Origin of the sequence: Vibrio sp. 10N.222.55.C6 (assembly GCF_041473395.1) — a bacterium.
GTDB lineage: Bacteria > Pseudomonadota > Gammaproteobacteria > Enterobacterales > Vibrionaceae > Vibrio > Vibrio crassostreae_C.
In genome coordinates, this window is the sequence record NZ_JBFRSD010000008.1 from 1 (window position 1) to 19,480 (window position 19,480).

At 46.2% G+C, this 19,480-nt stretch carries 22 protein-coding genes; 12 read left to right on the forward strand and 10 right to left on the reverse strand.

The genetic code is table 11. The features are described 5' to 3' along the window. Positions 1 to 237: 237 nt before the first annotated feature. Positions 238 to 783 (forward strand): gamma carbonic anhydrase family protein, encoded by a 546-nt coding sequence (locus tag AB4486_RS08255; RefSeq protein ID WP_017058763.1) that lies wholly within the window; start codon positions 238 to 240, stop codon positions 781 to 783. Here AB4486_RS08255 and AB4486_RS08260 read toward each other — a convergent pair. The 4 genes from AB4486_RS08260 to AB4486_RS08275 all read right to left on the reverse strand — a co-directional run bounded on the left by AB4486_RS08260 (position 780) and on the right by AB4486_RS08275 (position 3,467). Further along, a complete protein-coding gene (locus AB4486_RS08260) occupies positions 780 to 1,049 on the reverse strand; it encodes a DUF1488 domain-containing protein (RefSeq protein ID WP_017058764.1) in 270 nt (89 codons plus the stop codon). The genes AB4486_RS08255 and AB4486_RS08260 overlap by 4 nt on opposite strands. 17 nt (positions 1,050 to 1,066) lie before the next feature. Next, positions 1,067 to 1,897: a shikimate dehydrogenase gene (gene aroE, locus AB4486_RS08265; RefSeq protein ID WP_102429018.1), complete on the reverse strand. Its 831-nt coding sequence runs from the start codon at positions 1,895 to 1,897 to the stop codon at positions 1,067 to 1,069. A 75-nt stretch (positions 1,898 to 1,972) separates the two neighbouring features. After that, positions 1,973 to 2,890, reverse strand: a complete 918-nt coding sequence (gene hemF / locus AB4486_RS08270; protein ID WP_065584143.1) for an oxygen-dependent coproporphyrinogen oxidase — start codon at positions 2,888 to 2,890, stop codon at positions 1,973 to 1,975. Between the two features lie 19 nt (positions 2,891 to 2,909). Then, positions 2,910 to 3,467: an L-threonylcarbamoyladenylate synthase gene (locus AB4486_RS08275; RefSeq protein ID WP_372116933.1), complete on the reverse strand. Its 558-nt coding sequence runs from the start codon at positions 3,465 to 3,467 to the stop codon at positions 2,910 to 2,912. A 195-nt stretch (positions 3,468 to 3,662) separates the two neighbouring features. On the opposite strand from AB4486_RS08275, the gene purE reads away from it, so the two are divergent. Together purE and AB4486_RS08285 are read left to right on the forward strand one after the other, a co-directional pair. Beyond that, positions 3,663 to 4,148, forward strand: a complete 486-nt coding sequence (gene purE, locus AB4486_RS08280) for a 5-(carboxyamino)imidazole ribonucleotide mutase (RefSeq protein ID WP_372116935.1) — start codon at positions 3,663 to 3,665, stop codon at positions 4,146 to 4,148. A gap of 5 nt (positions 4,149 to 4,153) precedes the next feature. Next, complete coding sequence (locus AB4486_RS08285) at positions 4,154 to 5,284, forward strand: 5-(carboxyamino)imidazole ribonucleotide synthase (RefSeq protein WP_102321074.1); 1,131 nt, start codon at positions 4,154 to 4,156, stop codon at positions 5,282 to 5,284. A gap of 88 nt (positions 5,285 to 5,372) precedes the next feature. Here AB4486_RS08285 and AB4486_RS08290 read toward each other — a convergent pair whose 3' ends face one another. From AB4486_RS08290 to AB4486_RS08305, 4 genes are read right to left on the reverse strand one after another with little or no spacing between them, the layout of a single operon-like run. Next, positions 5,373 to 5,942 carry a type I DNA topoisomerase gene (locus AB4486_RS08290; protein ID WP_372116937.1) on the reverse strand — a complete coding sequence of 190 codons (570 nt, stop codon included), beginning with the start codon at positions 5,940 to 5,942 and terminating at the stop codon, positions 5,373 to 5,375. Between the two features lie 12 nt (positions 5,943 to 5,954). Then, positions 5,955 to 6,431 (reverse strand): DUF494 family protein, encoded by a 477-nt coding sequence (locus AB4486_RS08295; RefSeq protein WP_029235095.1) that lies wholly within the window; start codon positions 6,429 to 6,431, stop codon positions 5,955 to 5,957. Between the two features lie 3 nt (positions 6,432 to 6,434). Further along, entirely contained in the window at positions 6,435 to 7,547 is a 1,113-nt protein-coding gene (gene dprA, locus AB4486_RS08300) for a DNA-processing protein DprA (RefSeq protein WP_372116939.1), read from the reverse strand. After that, positions 7,544 to 8,629, reverse strand: coding sequence for a LysM peptidoglycan-binding domain-containing protein (locus tag AB4486_RS08305; protein WP_372116941.1), 1,086 nt, complete (start codon positions 8,627 to 8,629; stop codon positions 7,544 to 7,546). The genes dprA and AB4486_RS08305 overlap by 4 nt, the downstream gene beginning before the upstream one ends. Positions 8,630 to 8,769: 140 nt before the next feature. Between AB4486_RS08305 and def the strand changes: the two genes are divergently transcribed. The 6 genes from def to AB4486_RS08335 all read left to right on the forward strand — a co-directional run bounded on the left by def (position 8,770) and on the right by AB4486_RS08335 (position 15,285). Continuing rightward, positions 8,770 to 9,282 carry a peptide deformylase gene (gene def, locus AB4486_RS08310; protein WP_017058772.1) on the forward strand — a complete coding sequence of 171 codons (513 nt, stop codon included), beginning with the start codon at positions 8,770 to 8,772 and terminating at the stop codon, positions 9,280 to 9,282. A 37-nt stretch (positions 9,283 to 9,319) separates the two neighbouring features. Continuing rightward, positions 9,320 to 10,267 carry a methionyl-tRNA formyltransferase gene (fmt, locus tag AB4486_RS08315; RefSeq protein WP_017063006.1) on the forward strand — a complete coding sequence of 316 codons (948 nt, stop codon included), beginning with the start codon at positions 9,320 to 9,322 and terminating at the stop codon, positions 10,265 to 10,267. 92 nt (positions 10,268 to 10,359) lie between these two features. Then, positions 10,360 to 11,640, forward strand: a complete 1,281-nt coding sequence (gene rsmB, locus AB4486_RS08320) for a 16S rRNA (cytosine(967)-C(5))-methyltransferase RsmB (RefSeq protein ID WP_017058774.1) — start codon at positions 10,360 to 10,362, stop codon at positions 11,638 to 11,640. Between the two features lie 109 nt (positions 11,641 to 11,749). Next, positions 11,750 to 13,126 (forward strand): Trk system potassium transporter TrkA, encoded by a 1,377-nt coding sequence (gene trkA / locus AB4486_RS08325; protein WP_004735766.1) that lies wholly within the window; start codon positions 11,750 to 11,752, stop codon positions 13,124 to 13,126. 96 nt (positions 13,127 to 13,222) lie between these two features. Further along, positions 13,223 to 14,668: a TrkH family potassium uptake protein gene (locus AB4486_RS08330; protein WP_372116942.1), complete on the forward strand. Its 1,446-nt coding sequence runs from the start codon at positions 13,223 to 13,225 to the stop codon at positions 14,666 to 14,668. 26 nt (positions 14,669 to 14,694) lie between these two features. Next, positions 14,695 to 15,285, forward strand: a complete 591-nt coding sequence (locus AB4486_RS08335; protein ID WP_372116944.1) for a DUF3157 family protein — start codon at positions 14,695 to 14,697, stop codon at positions 15,283 to 15,285. On the opposite strand, the gene AB4486_RS08340 is transcribed toward AB4486_RS08335, so the two are convergent. Both AB4486_RS08340 and AB4486_RS08345 read right to left on the reverse strand, forming a co-directional pair. After that, positions 15,282 to 15,935, reverse strand: a complete 654-nt coding sequence (locus tag AB4486_RS08340) for a hemolysin III family protein (RefSeq protein WP_371721170.1) — start codon at positions 15,933 to 15,935, stop codon at positions 15,282 to 15,284. The genes AB4486_RS08335 and AB4486_RS08340 overlap by 4 nt on opposite strands. Before the next feature lie 156 nt (positions 15,936 to 16,091). Continuing rightward, the gene (locus AB4486_RS08345; RefSeq protein WP_017058778.1) at positions 16,092 to 16,883 is read right to left on the reverse strand and encodes a sporulation protein; all 792 of its coding nucleotides are present in this window, start codon (positions 16,881 to 16,883) and stop codon (positions 16,092 to 16,094) included. 283 nt (positions 16,884 to 17,166) lie between these two features. Between AB4486_RS08345 and AB4486_RS08350 the strand changes: the two genes are divergently transcribed. From AB4486_RS08350 to ccoG, 3 genes are all read left to right on the forward strand, one after another. Next, positions 17,167 to 17,334: a hypothetical protein gene (locus AB4486_RS08350; protein ID WP_004739323.1), complete on the forward strand. Its 168-nt coding sequence runs from the start codon at positions 17,167 to 17,169 to the stop codon at positions 17,332 to 17,334. Between the two features lie 131 nt (positions 17,335 to 17,465). Beyond that, the gene (locus AB4486_RS08355) at positions 17,466 to 17,729 is read left to right on the forward strand and encodes a YihD family protein (RefSeq protein WP_009848104.1); all 264 of its coding nucleotides are present in this window, start codon (positions 17,466 to 17,468) and stop codon (positions 17,727 to 17,729) included. Positions 17,730 to 18,055: 326 nt separating this feature from the next. Continuing rightward, complete coding sequence (gene ccoG / locus AB4486_RS08360; protein WP_065584151.1) at positions 18,056 to 19,474, forward strand: cytochrome c oxidase accessory protein CcoG; 1,419 nt, start codon at positions 18,056 to 18,058, stop codon at positions 19,472 to 19,474. Positions 19,475 to 19,480 lie beyond the last annotated feature (6 nt).

Genomic DNA, 19,480 nt, shown 5'->3' on the forward strand with positions numbered 1-19,480 from the left:
AAAACTTTTTTCAAGCGCTTAGCTTGGCTAATTTGACCTGCTGATTCGTTTTGGTTTCTTACGAAGCCATCCCGTGTCAGCGAGGTGGCATTATAGAGATTTCGATCACACTGGCAAGCCCTTTTTGAAGTTTTTCTTACTTTTTTGATTGTTCGAGCGTTTTTTGTTCAAAACACCCCATTTTCACTAGTATTCCTCTTAATTAAGGGCTTAAGGTGCCTATATAAAGGAGGATTTATGAGTTCAATACGCAGTTATAAAGGAATATCCCCTCAGATTGGGCAAGGTGTCTATATAGATACCAGTTCAGTACTGGTTGGTGATATCAAAATCGGTAACGACTCTAGCGTGTGGCCTTTGGTTGCAGCTCGAGGGGATGTGAACCACATTCATATTGGAGAGAGAACGAATATCCAAGATGGTAGTGTCTTGCACGTCACCCATAAGAATGCTGAAAACCCTGACGGTTATCCTCTCTTAATAGGTAATGATGTCACTATCGGGCATAAAGTAATGCTGCATGGCTGCACTATTGAGGATCGTGTACTTGTTGGTATGGGAGCGATCGTGTTGGATGGCGTGATTATCCAAAAAGAAGTGATGATTGGTGCTGGTAGCTTAGTGCCACCAAACAAGGTACTTGAAAGCGGTTACCTCTATGTAGGAAGCCCAGTAAAACAAGCTCGTCCATTAAATGATAAAGAGCGTGCCTTTCTACAGAAGTCTGCAGACAACTACGTTCAGAATAAAAATGACTATCTAGACTCTGTAATTTCAGTCTAAAGCGCTTTGATCTGAATCCGATTAGAGGAGTCATACTCCTCTTCTTCTATTAACTCTTCCGCTAGCTCTTCAATATCGAAACGTAACTCTGAAAAGATAACTAAAGCTTGATCGCCTTCTTCTATATCTTTACCTGCCAATCGTGATAATTCCTCAATAGACATGACACATTCAATCAATGCGCCCGACTGTTGTGCTGGGAACGTGATTGTTCGGCTCTCTTCATCCCAATCTTGGATATCAGGAAATAGAATTGATTGATTCATTTTTTATAAACACCCCATTACATCTCTAGATTTTTACGTAATTCTCTTAAAATCTGTTTTGTTCCCGGACGAAGACCACGCCAAAGCATAAAGCTTTCTGCTGCCTGCCCCACTAGCATACCCAAACCATCATAAGCAGCATGAACACCATTATCTAATGCCCATTGATTGAATACCGTCGTTCCAGATCCATAAACCATGTCATAAACGGCGCTAGTAGAATTGAAAATCACCTCAGACACTTCAGGAAGCTGCCCGCTTAGACCAGATGAGGTAGAGTTAATAATGACATCAAAGCCTTCATTAACATCACTTAGCCCCATCCCCTTGATGTTGCCATGCGACGAAAACATCTCAGCCAGAAGTTCAGCCTTGGAGCTGGTTCGATTAGCGACCACCAGCTGTTGTGGCTTTTGGTCGAGAAGAGGTTGAATCACTCCTCTCGCAGCACCACCAGCGCCAAGAAGAAGAACACGTGCTCCTTTTAGCGTGACTTGATGTTGAAGCAGGTCTTGAACTAAGCCCTCACCATCGGTGTTATCACCAATGATCTCTCCATCATCTAACTTCTTAAGGGTATTTACGGCACCAGCTAGTTCAGCTCTCTCAGTTAGGCGATTGGCAAACTGATACGCATCTTCTTTAAAAGGTGCTGTGACGTTACATCCTCGACCACCTTCACTGAAAAATGTTTTGGCCGCAGTGATAAATTCACCATGCTCTGGCTGTAATGCTGTATAGGTAAGTTGTTGTCTGGTTTGGCGAGCAAATAATGTGTGAATGAATGGCGATTTGCTTTGCCCAATAGGGTTACCGAAAACGGCATAACGATCTACTTGCTGTGTCATATCCTTACCTAACAGAAATAAAAAAGGGTCATCTATATAGATGACCCTATCACTATCCCTATAAGGAAGGAAGAACTACCAAACTCGAGGCTTTAGGTAGTCGCTATAAAGCAGAGCTTCCGGTGAACCCGCTTGTGGTTCGTAGCGGTATTCCCAGCGAGCCAATGGCGGCATCGACATTAATATAGACTCTGTACGACCGCCGCTTTGTAAACCAAATAGAGTGCCACGGTCATAGACTAAGTTAAATTCAACATAGCGACCACGACGATAAAGTTGGAAATCACGCTCGCGCTCACCATAAGGCGTCTGTTTGCGTCGTTCTACAATTGGTAAGTATGCGGCTGCAAAACCTTCACCGACCGCCTGCATATAAGCAAAGCTCTTTTCAAAGCCCCACTCGTTAAGATCATCAAAGAACAACCCACCAACACCACGTGTTTCGTCTCGGTGAGGAAGATAGAAGTACTTATCACACCACTCTTTGTGCTCTTGATAAACATAATCTCCAAATGGCGCACAAAGATCTTTGGCTGTTTGGTGCCAAGATTGGCAATCTTCATCGACAGGATAAAATGGCGTTAAGTCAAAACCACCACCAAACCACCAAATCGGGTCTTCCCCTTCTTTTTCCGCAATGAAGAATCGAACGTTCGCGTGTGAGGTTGGGATATATGGGTTTTTAGGGTGGATAACTAATGAAACCCCCATCGCCTCAAACTTACGTCCGGCTAATTCAGGTCGATGAGCTGTAGCTGAGGCAGGCATAGCCTTACCCGCTACGTGAGAGAAGTTAACCCCACCTTGCTCAAATACCGCACCGTTGGTCATCACACGAGTTCGACCACCGCCACCAAGGCGCTCGCCAGGCTCACGCTGCCATGCATCTTCTTCAAACAGTGCAGTACCATCAGCTTGCTCAAGCTGCTGGCAAATCGAATCTTGTAGACTCAGTAAAAACTGTTTTACTGCTTCTTTATCAATTGCTGACATCTTACTTCCTTTGCAGGGTTTAGCCCTGTCTTAATATTTTCGACGTTTTTGCATCTCTAATTTCGCTTGGCTTCTCACGACCACTCGTTTGACCTTCTAAAATAGCCACCAAATGTTGGCCAAGTTGCTGCTTAACTTCTTCAGTCGTCATACAAGGCGGCTCGCCGGTCAGGTTAGCACTGGTAGAGGTTAACGGCTTACCAAACTCATTACACATTCTTTGAACCAAAGGGTGATCAGTCACTCGTACCGCGATGGAATCAAATTGACCACTTACCCAGTCAGTAACTTTGCTGCTGGTTGGCATAATCCAAGTGACCGGACCTGGCCATGTCGCTTTCACTGTTACCAACTGTTCTTCCGTCAACTGGCTTTCATCAATGTAAGGTAACAGTTGCTCGTAACTTGCAGCAATTAAGATCAACCCTTTCTCGATCGGTCGTTGTTTTAAGTCGAGTAATTTCTTGATGGCTTGTGGATTATCGGGATCACAACCGACCCCAAAAACGCCTTCAGTCGGGTAAGCAATGACTTCACCTTGTTGTAATGCCTGCAAAGTATGTTGAAAGTTATCCACGGGTTGCCTCATTAATTCAGTTATCTAACTCACTAAGTGTACAAATTATCATTCACTGTGACTAAAGCTATTTGTTTATAAAATGTATCAATTAACAACTCAGACTGACGCAAACGTTTTCCTTAAGCAATTTTACCCGTATAATGCGCGCAAAATATCTAATCACTAATTAAATCGTACCTGAAGGAGTTTGAGATGACTGTCGGTATTATCATGGGTTCTAAATCTGATTGGCCAACAATGAAGCTAGCTGCAGAAATGTTGGATCAGTTTGGCGTGGCGTACGAAACAAAAGTGGTTTCTGCTCACCGCACACCTCAGTTGCTTGCAGACTACGCAACCAGTGCGAAAGAGCGCGGTATTAAAGTAATTATTGCTGGTGCTGGCGGTGCAGCGCACCTTCCGGGCATGACTGCTGCTTTCACAAGCGTACCAGTTCTGGGTGTTCCAGTTCAGTCTAAAGCACTGAAAGGCATGGACTCTCTGCTTTCTATCGTGCAGATGCCAAAAGGTATCGCGGTAGGTACTTTGGCTATCGGTGAAGCTGGCGCTGCCAATGCAGGCATCCTAGCGGCTCAAATCATTGGTACACACAATGAAGAAGTAATGGCAAAAGTAGAAGCATTCCGTTCTGAGCAAACAGAAACGGTTTTGGCTAATCCAAACCCTGCAGAGGACTAATTTCCATGCATGTTCTTGTGTTAGGCGCGGGCCAACTTGCTCGCATGATGTCCCTAGCTGGGGCACCGCTGAATATTGAAATTTCTGCTTTTGATGTTGGCAGCAAAAATATTGTTCACCCATTAACGCAAGCGATTCTAGGTAACGGCTTAGAAAATGCGATTGAGCGTGCGGACGTCATTACTGCTGAATTCGAACATATTCCTCACGATGTACTTGAGGTGTGTGAGCGCAGCGGTAAGTTCTTACCGACAACAGAAGCAATCAAAGCTGGCGGTGACCGTCGTCTTGAAAAAGCCCTGTTAGACGAAGCGAACGTGAAGAATGCTAAGTACTACGTGGTTAACTCTCGCGAAGACTTTGACGCTGCAATTGCTCACGTTGGCTTACCAATGGTGTTGAAGAGCACACTTGGCGGCTACGACGGCAAGGGCCAATGGCGCTTAAAGACATTAGACAATGTTGACGCGACTTGGGCAGAAATGGCTGAGTGCATTACCGCGACCGACAACCAAGCGATTGTGGCTGAAGAGTTTGTTCCGTTTGACCGCGAAGTATCACTGGTTGGTGCTCGTGATACCAATGGCGAGGTTCAAGTGTATCCACTGGCTGAGAATGTTCACACCGATGGCGTGTTGAGCTTATCAACAGCCATTGATGACATTGAACTGCAAGAGCAAGCTAAAGCCATGTTCACTGCCATTGCTGAGCGTTTAGATTACGTTGGCGTGCTAGCACTTGAGTTCTTTGATGTTCAAGGTTCACTGCTTGTTAATGAGATTGCACCACGTGTTCATAACTCGGGCCACTGGACGCAACAAGGCGCAGAGACTTGTCAGTTTGAAAACCACCTACGTGCAGTGTGTGGCATGCCACTAGGTAGCACTAAACTGATTCGTCCAACCGCAATGATCAACATTCTTGGCGAAGATACTCTTCCTGAGGCTATTCTTGCTCAAGGTGGTTGTCATGTTCATTGGTATGGCAAAGAAAAGCGTGCAGGTCGCAAGATGGGTCACATTAACGTGAGCGCTGACTACAACGCAGAATTACAAAGAGCTTTGTGCTCATTGGCTGAGATTCTTGATAAGCAAGCCTACCCTGCTGTGCATGAGTTTGCTGAGCAGATGAAGTAAGCCTACATTGGCTTATTGATATAAAAAGTTTATTGGATACAAAAACGGCGCTCAGTGAGCGCCGTTTTTTTGTGTCTATAATATCGAGTTATTGAGATTGAATGTGGTGACACTTGCGATCAGCGCATTGCTTCTTGGTACCACTGGCTGTTTTCTTCTCAAGTAACAACGGGAACTGGCACTGTTCACAACGACCTATAACAGGTGGCTGATTAACGGCGAACTTACACTTAGGGTAGTTATCACACGCATAGAAGGTTTTGCCATAGCGAGATTTACGCTCAACCAAGTGGCCTCGACCACACTCAGGGCAGGCAACAAGTGGCTGCTCTTCAGGTTGTTCTTTCGGTTGGTCCAAAGATTCGATGTGATTACACTCTGGATAACTGCTACAGCCAATGAACATCCCAAAGCGACCTTGCCTTAATACCAATTCGTTTTGGCATTTAGGACACGGAACGCCCAGCTCTTTCACCACATGACCATCATTTTGATGAAGAGACTTGATGTAATCACAGCTCGGATACTGCTTACAGCCTAAAAATGGGCCGTGCTTACCATGGCGAAGCTGAAGCTCCCCACCACACTGTGGACATGGTTCATGCTCTAACGCATGTTCATGTGCTGAAAAAAGCTGATTATCAATCTTACTACTCATGATAAGCCTGTATTAATGCAAGATACCTTGCTCTTTGGTGTACAACAGCTCTTCCATTTGCGTGTAAGCACTTTCATTACCCGGTACATTGAACAGTACCATTAAGATAATCCACTTCAGATCATCCAACTCAAATTCATTGGTCTCTAACCCCATGACACGATCAATCACCATTTCACGAATCTCTGTCGTGAGGACGTTGATCTGCTCAAGGAACAACAAGAAACCACGACACTCCATATTAATACGTGATATCTCTTTACTTGTGTAAACACGCATCGAGGTATTAGAGCACATAGTAATCGCCGCTTGGTTATCGGTATCTTGCAGTGCAGCAAGGTCTTCTAACCAATGGAGAGCCTTATAAATATCATCTTGGTGAAACCCCGCTCGAAGAAGTTCATCTTCAAGTTCGTCTTGATCCACCTGCAATTCAGAATCGCTATGGATGTAGGTTTCAAACAAGTACATCAGTATGTCCATCATCATAGCTTAGCCTCTCCCCTTTCGAATATAGCCACCGGAAACTGCAACAACATGCCCTGAGAGCTCAAGCTCTAAAAGCTGCATCATGACTTCATGCACAGGTATATGGGTTCTCTGTGCCAAAATATCAACGGGTGTCGCCTCTAATCCTACGTTAGCTAACAGCTGTGGAAATGGCAATTGTTCATTTTCACCCTCATTCGGCGTAGGTTCGAATAAGCTCGGCTGCTGATCTATAGACCAGTTTAACAGACTCTTTATTTCAATCAGAACATCTTGAGCATTTTGTACTAAACATGCTCCAGCTTTAATTAAGCTATTACCTCCGCGACTGGTTGGGCTATGAATTGAACCGGGCAGCGCAAACACCTCTCGGCCTTGCTCCATGGCATAGCGAGCCGTAATCAAAGAACCACTCTTTTCAGCTGCCTCAACCACCAAAGTTCCGAGCGACAACCCACTTATAATACGGTTACGGCGAGGGAAATGTTCAGGTCGTGGTTTGGCGCTTGGACGAAACTCTGAAATCAGCGCCCCATTTTCACAGATCCTATCGGCTAAATTTCTGTGCCGCGCAGGGTAAATTGAATCTAAGCCAGAGCCCAGCACCGCGAAAGTCTCTCCTCCTTTATCCAAAGCACCATCATGAGCATAGCCGTCAATGCCCAACGCTAAGCCACTGGTGACGATCAAGCCATTTTGTACAAACTCTTTAGCGAATGATTTCGCCGTCTGTAGACCTTCGATACTGGCATTACGGCTGCCAACCATCGCGATTTGAGGTTCAATCAGCTTTTCAACGTTACCTCTAACGAAAAGCACAGTAGGCGCCGAAGCAATCTCACTCAGCAATTTAGGATAATGTGGGCAACTCGGAGTCAGGATGTGATGGTTGGATTGTTTAGCTCGCCAAGCGAGACAAGCCTCTACCTCTCTTGGGGCCTGTTCTCTTAGATAGGAGATTTGTTTGGTTGATAAACCCAATGCTTGCAGCTGTTGCCCTGAGTAACCAACAATATTTAAAGGAGAATCAACACTGAGTAGGCGAGCAAGACGCTTTCCACCCAGTTGCGGAATATAACTTAACGTTAACCAAGCGATCAGTTGCTCTTCATTCACTCGCTTCCCTCTTCTGTCACTGCAAGGTCCAAAGGCGATACCGCCACAATGTCATTACTTACTGGCTTTGAACTTTGAGTGATCAACGCGAGGCTAAAATACTCATAAGGACGAATGACCATCAAGCTACCGAGCGAGGTACTTGGTAGCTGCACTTTATTACTCGCCGCAGACTCTTTATAGCTGTATTCACCCTGCTTACCAAACACCACCGCACCGCTTTCGCTGAGGGTAAACATAGAACCTTGGCGAAGGTTATCCTGTGAACCTTTGTTGATCACTACCACCTGATTCTTCGCGCTGTATTGGCTGCCATCTAATGAGCCCAAGATATTAGCAAATTGACCCGCCGCACTAGGTGCAGGATAAAACGTGGTAGAGAGCTTCACCTGATCAACACCAAGTTCTGGTAGCACAAGGTCGTTCAGCAATACCTCTTGCAGCTGAGTGTCTATCTGCAAGCTGCTGAACTCAGCATCCACTTCTTTTAAGCGCGCCGTGGCGACCAAACGCAAAGAGGTCATACTTGCTTGGGGTTGCTGCCGTTGGTAGGTTTCAACTGCGCGGTAGATACCCCACTTTTGATGCTGTTGGTTACCTGAGATAAATAACCGTTCTACACCCGATAAGAAGCGTTTGCCATCGCTGGTACCTAATACTCGTTGCGCTGATTCGATATCTTGCTGCTCTACCAAGCGATCAGACTGTAAATATGGCAAAACCAGCCCTTCATTGACGGTAGGTACTGCTTTCTTCTCAGAGACACGAATCTTAGGGCTAAGCTTGATAACAGGCTTGAGGCTCAATACAGGCTCGCCATTAATCCAAACCAAAGACAGTTTATCTCCGGGATAAATGAGATGAGGGTTTTCTATCTCTGGATTGACCTGCCATAACCTTGGCCACAACCATGGACTATCGAGATACATCGCAGAGATATCCCACAAAGTATCGCCCTTAACCACCACATACGCCTCAGGTGCGCCCTGTTTAATGGTTAAAGGTTGCTCACTATTTTCAGCCGTAGCGGCGAACGAAATCGAGGCACAAATAAGAGATAAAGCAGGCAATAAATGACGCATGACCTAGGTTCCTTGGTCTGAATATATGACATCTGATTGGAGAATTACCTTCAGGATGCTGTCATTTGACCTCTAAAATGTCTAGAATTGAGCCAACAAGGTTTAAGCTGTTTCGGCACAGTTCAATATTTCGAGTGTATATGTCTGTATTACAAGTATTAACATTACCAGATGATCGTCTACGTACCGTGGCGAAACCGGTAAAAGAAGTTACCCCAGAGATTCAAAAGTTCGTTGATGACATGATTGAAACCATGTACGACGAAGAAGGTATCGGCCTTGCGGCAACGCAAGTAGATTTCCACCAACGCATCGTTGTTATCGATATTTCAGAAACACGTGATGAGCCAATGGTGCTTATCAACCCTGAAATTACTGAGAAGCGCGGCGAAGATGGAATCGAAGAAGGCTGCCTATCTGTACCAGGCGCTCGAGCTCTAGTACCTCGCGCTGCAGAAGTAACGGTTAAAGCACTAGACCGTGACGGCAACGAATTCACATTCGACGCTGACGACCTTCTGGCTATCTGTGTTCAGCACGAACTTGACCACCTAGAAGGCAAGTTGTTTGTTGATTACCTATCGCCACTAAAGCGTAAACGTATCCAAGATAAGCTAGCGAAGATTAAACGTTTCAACGAGAAACAAGGTTAATAACCGCTGCTATTACTAAATTAGAAGGAAGCCTACCTTGAGTCAGTCTTTAAGAATTGTCTTTGCAGGTACTCCGGATTTCGCCGCCCGTCACTTGGCGGCGTTGTTGTCTTCGGAGCATGAAGTTGTTGCTGTTTACACACAGCCAGATCGCCCAGCAGGCCGCGGTAAAAAACTCACTGCGAGCCCAGTAAAAAACATCGCACTTGAAAACAATATTCCGGTTTACCAACCAGAAAACTTCAAGTCAGATGAGGCTAAGCAAGAGCTAGCTGAATTGAACGCTGACATCATGGTTGTTGTCGCTTACGGCTTATTGCTTCCGCAGGTTGTATTAGATACGCCTCGCTTAGGTTGTATCAACGTACATGGCTCTATCCTACCGCGCTGGCGTGGTGCTGCTCCGATTCAACGCTCTATTTGGGCAGGTGATAAAGAGACAGGCGTGACGATCATGCAGATGGATATCGGCCTAGATACTGGCGACATGCTAAGCATCGCAACGCTGCCTATCGAAGCGACAGATACTAGCGCATCAATGTACGAGAAGTTAGCGGGTCTTGGCCCTGACGCGCTTGTTGAATGTCTAGCGGACATCGCTTCTGGCAAAGCAGTTGCAGAAAAGCAAGACGATGAGCTTGCGAACTACGCGAAGAAGCTAAGCAAAGAAGAAGCGCGTATCAACTGGAGTGATGAAGCTGCGCATATTGAACGCTGCGTTCGTGCCTTCAACCCATGGCCAATGAGCCACTTTGAAGCTGCTGAGAACAGCATCAAAGTATGGCAAAGCCGTGTGGCAGAGCAAACTTCTGATAAGCCTTCAGGTACAATTCTGCAAGCGGATAAAACTGGTATCTACGTAGCGACAGGGCAAGGCGTACTTGTTCTTGAACAGCTGCAAGTTCCAGGTAAAAAAGCCATGTCAGTTCAGGATATCTTGAACTCACGTGCAAGCTGGTTTGAAGTTGGTACACAGCTTTCTTAATCCGCTTTTAAAGCTGCTAATTACGCAGCTAAGAAAACCTTTACGAGGGCAGAGATGCCCTCATGTATTCAAATAAATATTCGGTACCCCTCATGAATGTTCGCGCTGCTGCTGCAAATGTCCTATTCCAAGTTGTCGATAAAGGCCACTCTCTTTCACACGCTCTCCCTGCGGCTCAAAAAACGATCCGTCCGCGAGACCATGCTCTACTGCAAGAGATTTGCTACGGCGCACTTCGTTACCTGCCTCGTTTAGAGTCAATCGCTAACGAACTGATGGAAAACCCACTTAAAGGTAAAAAGCGTGTATTCCACCACCTAATCTTGGTGGGCATTTACCAACTAAGCTTTATGCGTATCCCTTCGCATGCTGCGGTTGCTGAAACGGTTGAGGGTACTAAAACACTGCGTGGTCCAAGCCTGAGTGGTTTGATCAACGCTGTACTACGTAGCTACCTACGTGACCAAGAAGAACTAGACGAGAAAGCCGTTAGCCACAATGCAGGCAAATACGGCCACCCAAGCTGGATTCTAAAAATGCTTCAAGAGAGCTACCCAGATCAATGGGAGCAACTGGTTGAAGCAAACAACAGTAAGGCACCAATGTGGCTGCGCGTTAACCGCCAACACCACACTCGTGACGAGTATGTTGAACTGCTTAAAAACGAAAACATTGAATACACATTGCACCCTGAAGCTGCTGATGCCATAAAATTAGCTGCACCTTGTGATGTTACTTTGCTTCCTGGCTTCGACAGAGGTTGGGTATCAGTGCAAGACGCTGCCGCTCAGCTTTCGGTTGATTACCTAACACCAAAAGATGGTGAGCTGATCTTAGATTGTTGTGCTGCACCAGGTGGTAAAACGGCACACATTCTTGAGCACACTCAAGATACTGAAGTGGTTGCGATTGACTGCGACATCAAACGTCTAGACCGCGTTTACGATAACCTTGAGCGCCTGCAACTGCGTGCCGACGTAATTTGTGGTGATGCTCGCTACCCTGAAGAGTGGTGGATGGGTGATAAGTTCGACCGTATTCTGCTTGATGCACCTTGTTCAGCGACTGGCGTTATTCGCCGTCACCCTGACATCAAGTGGCTACGTCGTGCGTCTGACATTGATGCGCTGGCTGAACTGCAAAGCGAGATTATGGATGCAATGTGGCGTCAGCTGAAAGAAGGCGGCACCATGGTTTATGCGACATGTTCTATCACGCCGCAAGAAAACGTGCTGCAAGTGAAAGCATTCCTAGCACGTACTGAAAATGCAACGCTGGTTGGGTCTGATATCGAAAATCCGGGTCGTCAAATACTACCTGGAGAAGAAGATATGGATGGCTTCTACTACGCAGTTCTAGTAAAACAGGCATAACAACTAACAGCGGCTAAGAATTTATTTCTTAGCCGCTGTTTCTTTCTAGTGCATTATCAAAACAAAGTTAGATAACTAGAATTACCACGGTAAAGAAAAGAGAAAGGCTATGAAGATCATTATCCTAGGTGCTGGACAAGTTGGCGGTACCCTTGCTGAAAACCTGGTTGGTGAAAACAACGACATCACCATTGTCGACCGTAATGCTGACCGACTTCGTGAACTTCAGGATAAGTACGACCTTAGGGTTGTAAACGGTTATGCCAGCCACCCAAACACACTACGTGAAGCGGGTGCGCAAGATGCCGACATGTTGGTTGCCGTAACTAACATGGATGAAACCAACATGGCTGCGTGTCAGGTTGCTTTCTCTCTTTTCAATACGCCGAACCGAATTGCTCGTATTCGTTCTCCTCAATACCTAGAAGAGAAAGAAGCGCTATTCAAATCAGGTGCCATCCCAGTCGATCACCTGATCGCACCCGAAGAACTAGTGACCAGCTACATCGAGCGCCTGATTCAATACCCAGGCGCACTGCAGGTTGTGAGCTTTGCTGAACAGAAGGTTAGCCTAGTAGCAGTAAAAGCCTACTACGGTGGTCCACTGGTGGGTAACGCACTGTCTGCTTTGCGTGAGCACATGCCGCACATTGATACCCGTGTTGCCGCTATTTTCCGTCAAGGTCGCCCTATTCGCCCACAAGGCACCACCATCATTGAAGCCGATGATGAGGTTTTCTTTGTGGCAGCGAGTAACCATATCCGCTCAGTAATGAGTGAGCTACAACGCCTAGAGAAACCGTACCGCCGCATCATGATTGTCGGTGGTGGTAACATTGGTGCAAGCTTGGCAAAACGCCTTGAGCAGAGCTACAGCATCAAGCTTATCGAGCGCAGCTACACTCGTGCCGAAAAGCTGTCTGAAGAATTAGAAAACACCATCGTCTTCTGTGGCGATGCGGCAGACCAAGAGCTGCTAACCGAAGAGAACATCGATCAAGTGGACGTGTTCATTGCCCTAACCAATGAAGATGAAACCAACATCATGTCAGCAATGCTGGCGAAGCGAATGGGTGCCAAGAAGGTAATGGTACTGATTCAGCGTGGTGCTTACGTAGACCTTGTTCAGGGTGGCGTGATTGATATTGCTATCTCTCCACAGCAAGCGACCATTTCTGCGCTGCTTACTCACGTTCGTCGTGCTGATATTGTTAACGTATCATCTCTACGTCGCGGCGCTGCAGAGGCGATCGAAGCCATTGCTCACGGTGACGAAACCACATCGAAAGTGGTTGGCCGAGCGATTGGCGACATCAAGCTACCACCGGGCACCACTATTGGTGCGATTGTTCGCGGAGAAGAAGTACTTATCGCGCACGATAGAACCGTAATCGAACAAGATGACCACGTAGTGATGTTCCTAGTGGACAAGAAATACGTACCTGATGTTGAGTCTCTATTCCAACCGAGCCCGTTCTTCTTATAGCCTTGTTCTCGTAAGTATCTTCTCGCAACCTTCTTCTTGTGAGAACGACGCTCCGGCACAAAGCTGTAATCAATTAAAGCTATGGTCTATTAAGCTATGGTCAACTTTCGTCCGATATTATTAGTGATAGGGTTAGTGTTATCAAAACTCGCCCTTTTCATGTACATCCCCACATTGGTTGCCTTTTTCACAGGCACCGGTGGCTTCCTCGAGTTTGGTCAATCGGTAGTGATCACGCACATTGTGGCGTTCATCTGCTTGAGCTTAGGCCGTTCAGCTAAGTTCCGACTTGGGGTGCGGGACATGTTCCTGATCACCTCTCTGGTATGGACGATAGCCAGTGCCTTTGCTGCACTGCCGTTTGTCTTCATCAACCACATCAGCTTCACTGACGCCTATTTTGAAACCATGTCTGGTATCACCACAACAGGCTCAACCGTATTAAGCGGCTTAGACAGCATGGCACCAAGCATTCTGTTGTGGCGTTCTATATTGCAATGGTTAGGTGGCATCGGCTTCATCGTTATGGCGGTAGCGGTTCTGCCAATGCTCAACGTCGGTGGTATGCGCCTGTTCCAAACCGAATCATCCGACTGGTCAGATAAAAGCAGCCCACGAGCAAAAACGGTCGCGAAGAACATCGTGGCGGTTTATCTGGTTCTGACTGGCTTGTGCATCATTAGCTATCTCTTTGCAGGCATGGGCATCTTTGACGCGATCAATCATGCCTTCACAACACTGTCTACGGGTGGTTACTCAACATCAGATGGCTCGATGAACCACTTCTCTAACAGTGCTCACTGGGTGGGAATCCTGTTCATGTTCCTTGGTGGTCTGCCGTTCCTACTGTTCGTTAGCGCACTGCGTGGCAGAAAACTCTCAATCCTCTACAAAGACGCGCAAGTGAGAGGTTTCACCTATCTATTCTTAGTCACCAGTGCCGTGATATCGACATGGTTGGTGGTTAGAGATGGCTACACGGTCATGGATGCGATGCGTGTTTCGATGTTCAATATTGTGTCAGTCGTAACCACAACCGGTTTTGGCTTAGAAGATTTCACCGCGTGGGGCGCTTTGCCTACCACGCTGTTTGCCTTTTTAATGATGGCGGGCGCGTGCTCAGGTTCAACCTCTGGTGGTATCAAGATCTTCCGCTTCCAGATCGCGATGACCATGCTTCATAAGCAGATGATGAAACTGATTCACCCGTCGGGCGTGTTTGTTCAACGCTACAATCAGCGACCGGTGAATGACGATATTGTGCGTTCACTAGTCGCATTTGGTTTGATGTTCTTTATTACGATTATCTTAATTGCAGGTGGCTTGAGCGCGATGGGGCTTGATCCTGTAACCAGTATATCTGGCGCTATCACAGCCGTTGCCAACGTTGGTCCTGGTATGGGCAGCGTTATCGGTCCAACCGGGAACTTTGCTCCACTGCCCGACGCCGCTAAATGGTTGCTAAGCTTAGGAATGCTGATGGGGCGACTCGAGATATTGACGCTCATTGTTCTATTTTTCCCAGCCTTTTGGCGACGTTAACCAAGCACAAAATCAAGGAAACACAGATGAAATCATACGTACTTCTCGCTAGCGCATTGCTCGCAAACTCAGTATTCGTAAGTTCTGCCTTTGCTGATCAAATGGTCACACTGCCTGATGGAAAACAAGTGTTACTCAAAGATGATTTTACTTGGCAATACGTGGCACCGAAGCAAACGGAAACAGCAGCGACAACATCAGAGATCGAAGCGCCTATTGCAGCAGCCCCTGTCGTAGCCGTACCTGTCGCAACGAACACGCGTGGCACTACAATTGTGGTTGATAGTAAGAAGCCAAGCTTACAGCTGTCTCAGTCAGGAGTGGATGTTGTACTGGGTGCAAGTCGCTATGAAGATGGTGAGCTTATAATTCCGACAGCCATCACCAACCAAGGCACTCAAGCGGTTATTTTGGTATCACTTAACATCAGCGTATTTACTGCAGAAGGTGAGTTGTTGGCAGAAGAAGAAGTTGCAGTGTGGAAATCAATCAAACGAATGGCCGACACATATCTGCGACCAAAGACGGGTGAAGAAGGCAAGCTAATCAAGCTCGACCTAGAACAACACCCTGAATATCAGATTAAAGCAGAGATTACTGAGGTACTGGCTCGCTAAACCGGAGTCACGTACAAATAAATAGCGAAGAAATGGCAAGCGCAGCCCGCCAAAACAAACAAGTGCCAGATGGCATGGTTGTAAGGGATGCGTTTGGCCACATAGAAAATAACGCCCAACGAGTAGATCACGCCGCCGAGCGCCAATAACACCAAGCCGCCCATCTCGATATTCATCGCCAGTTGATACACCACAATCAACGACAACCAGCCCATCGCTAAATAAATGAACAGCGATAGACGCTTAAATCGGTAGACGAAGGCAATCTTCATGATGATACCGACCAGCGCAATTCCCCAGATAACCGCCATCAAGCCCATCGCTAATGGGGTTCTTAAGCCAACCAATAAAAACGGGGTGTAGCTACCTGCGATGAGTAAGTAAATTGCACAGTGATCGAGGGTTTTCAATAAACGCTTGGTTTTTTCTGTGGTGATCGAGTGATAAAGCGTGGAAGCGAGAAAGAGTAGGATAATACTGCTGCCATATACCGCCATACTCGCAATAGTCAGTATGTCGGCTTGATGGTCAAACGCACGAATCAGCAGCAGGATTAAACCAACCACGCCAAGCACAACACCCAAGCCATGGGTTATCGCATTGGCGCGTTCTTCGATGTCACTGTATTCGCTCGCCGATGATGCAGACATGATTATCCTACTAGAGTAAATGTTCGATTTGCCTAGTATTGCACATTAAGCTTACACGTGTAAGCTTAAATTTTTATGACATCTTTTATGACATTAATAACGCCTAAACGGTGTGATGAAGCTAAGGTCTCTAAAGCTACAGAACCAAAGAGCTAACTAAGATGCGTTGTCTAGATACTCAAGTACCATCTTGCCCGCATCTTGTGGTGACGTATCCAATGGCACACTCAATTGACGCTGCAGTTGGCCAATGCCTAACAAGCTCGCCAACATGCCTTTTGCACCATCGCGATTACGGTCTATCTCAAACCACAACTTAAGCTCAGTTTCATCACGATGAGCTACAACCTCAAGCTCACGCCAACGGCCATGATATGGACCAGTGGTAGGAACAAACTCGAACTCTTGTACAAATGGCAGTTCAAAGCCTTCTACCGCTTCACACTCCACTTGGCGAATACGCAGCCCTTGAGCTTCAAGCTCGTTAAAAATACCATCGAGGAGTGCGTCAGGGCGCACCGTTAAGATGTCTTTATCCGATGGATCAATCGCCATCGCAATATCGAGCCCGGTTTCTAGCCACACCTTTGAATCACCAATCGTGACAGGTGTGTTCAGCGGGACATCAAACTCACATTCAAAATCACGGGTTTCACCCGGCTGAATAACAAAGGCATACGGCAGGCTCCATTTGGCCAACGAGTATGTCTGGTGCATTCGACGTGTTTGACCGCCCTCTTGCCTTTGCGAATTCATAGTAATTTCTTTGACGTAACGACAGCACAAGTTGAGATCGATATTGTCGATCTCTTGTGGCTGAGCGCCACCATAGACATGCACAATAATGCTCGCCTTCTTGCCTGGATAAAGCACTTCCTGTTGCAATACAGAATCCACCTTGGCAGATCCAATTCCAAAACTTGCTAACGTTTTCTTTAAGAACGACATATGCACCTCCTTTAAAGCATCATCTTAAGCCTGAAAGAGGTTCAAACTCAAATATACTGCTCACACTATTTTAGCTCTAATATCGTCTATTTATCACTCAGGCGTCGATCGATAACTTAGATAGTGATAATCTAAGCCTTGATATGCATGCATATCATTATCCTGATTTATTCTTCGGATTGGCGAAAGCCAGACGAGTGACGCTTCAAGCAATTGAGGTGGAGCTCATGGTAAATCAGGCCATTAGATTGGCAATGGATATGCCTGACCGTTAGGTAAATTAATGCGCCCAACAGCTGTCAGGTTCTCGCACACCAACCGTAGTGCGATGCGTCGTCGTAGTGGCTTTGTTGCTGCTCCAACGGCTAAGAAATTGGCTCCTACAATGACTCTAGTTGAAAAGACTGCTTTATTAGCACCGACTACAACGAAAGTGATTAAAGCCGCTTAACAAAAAGCGCAGTTTTTACTGCGCTTTTTTCTTGCCCGCTCCCATCTTGAAATGTGTTTACACATTGGTATTCCCTACCCGATTTGATACCTTAGCCACAAATCATTATAAAATTTGTGGAGAAATAAAGTATGAAGTGTCACCGCATTGAAGAACTGCTTGAACTGATGGAGCCTGAGTGGCAGAAAGATCAAGAGCTTAACCTATTAGAGTTCATCATTAAGCTATCAAAAGAAGCGGGCTACCAAGGCAAGCTTGAAGAACTGACTGACGATGTTCTTATCTATCACCTAAAAATGCGCAACAGCGAAAAAGATGAGATGATCCCGGGCCTGAAAAAAGACCAAGAAGATGATTTCAAAACCGCAATTCTAAAAGCACGTGGCCTTCTTTAGTCGCCCGTTAGTTTAGAGCTCAATTGCCGTATAGATAAAACACTCAATTTTAAAAAGCGACCACCAGGTCGCTTTTTTGTTTCTGTTCGCTATTTTTTCGTCACAACTGTTATGACTTTTGTTGTTAAAGGTTGATAGCGTTAAAGAAATGAGAACAAGATTGTCGCTATAATCGCCATCCATAAGAATCTTCTAAAATAATAAGAGTGAGTGCGATAACAACAAATGCACCAAGCTCAATTTCAACAGGTTCTCTAAACCATACTTTCAAGTAATGTCGTCATGCCCGACTTAACCGGGCAAACAAGCCACAAAAAGGATAGTCCATGAGTCAGGATAAAATCGATATCAAAGATGTGACTCCTAAAACCTTTAACCCGAAAACACATAAAGGTAATGGAGATCGATTTAACCCAAGTAACCGAATCTATGTTCGAGAAAGCAAAGGTAAATTCCAACAACTGCGTCGCTATGGCGGTTGGTTCTTACTTTTACTTTTTGCGCTTATCCCATGGATTCCCTTTGGTGAACGTCAAGCGATCTTGCTCGATATCGGCAGCCAACAGTTCAACTTCTTTGGCACCACCTTATACCCGCAAGATCTGACCCTACTCGCGATCCTATTTATGATTGCCGCGTTTGGCCTGTTTTTCATAACCACCTTCTTAGGCCGTGTCTGGTGTGGCTATTTATGCCCACAAACCGTCTGGACCTTCATGTATATCTGGTTCGAAGAGAAGCTAGAAGGCGCTGCCAATAAGCGAAGAAAACAAGACTCGGGCAAACTGACGAGCAATTTAATCCTCAGAAAAACCCTCAAACACATTGCGTGGTGGGCGATTGCCATTGCGACGGGCTTAACCTTTGTTGGTTACTTCATCCCAATCAAAGAGTTAGTGGTTGGCTTCTTTACTTTTAACTCGTCTTTCTGGCCGGTGTTTTGGGTACTGTTCTTTGCTGGATGTACTTATGCCAATGCGGGTTGGATGCGTTCAATTGTTTGTCTGCACATGTGTCCTTACGCGCGTTTCCAGTCGGCAATGTTCGATAAAGACACCTTCATCGTTGGTTACAACACAGAACGTGGTGAAAGCCGTGGCCCTCGCTCTCGTAAAGCCGATCCAAAAGAGCTTGGTCTAGGCGACTGTATTGACTGTAATCTGTGTGTACAAGTGTGCCCTACGGGTATCGATATCCGTGACGGCCTGCAATACGAGTGTATTAACTGCGGCGCGTGTATTGATGCCTGTGACAACACGATGGAGCGTATGGGCTATGAGAAAGGCCTGATCAATTACACCACCGAGCACAGACTTGAAGGTCACTCGACCAAGGTAATGCGTCCCAAGCTGTTGGGCTATGGCGCTATCTTGATCGTGATGCTGGGCTTGTTCTTCGCCCAAATCGCGAGCGTTGATCCTGCCGGCCTAAGTGTTCTGCGTGACCGAAACCAACTGTTTAGAGTCAATAACCAAGGGTTGGTTGAAAACACCTACACCTTGAAAGTGATCAACAAGACTCAACAAGAGCAAGAATACAAACTCGATGTTAGCGGACTGCCCGATTCTATCTGGTATGGTAAACAGACGATTACTGTCGATCCAGGCGAGGTTTTGAACCTACCTATCAGTTTGGGCGCCGACCCAGAAAAACTGAGCTCACCAGTTTCGACAATTCAGTTTATACTCTCGGATAATGAAGAGTTTACGATGGAAGTCGAAAGCCGCTTTATCAAGAAGCTCTGATACCCG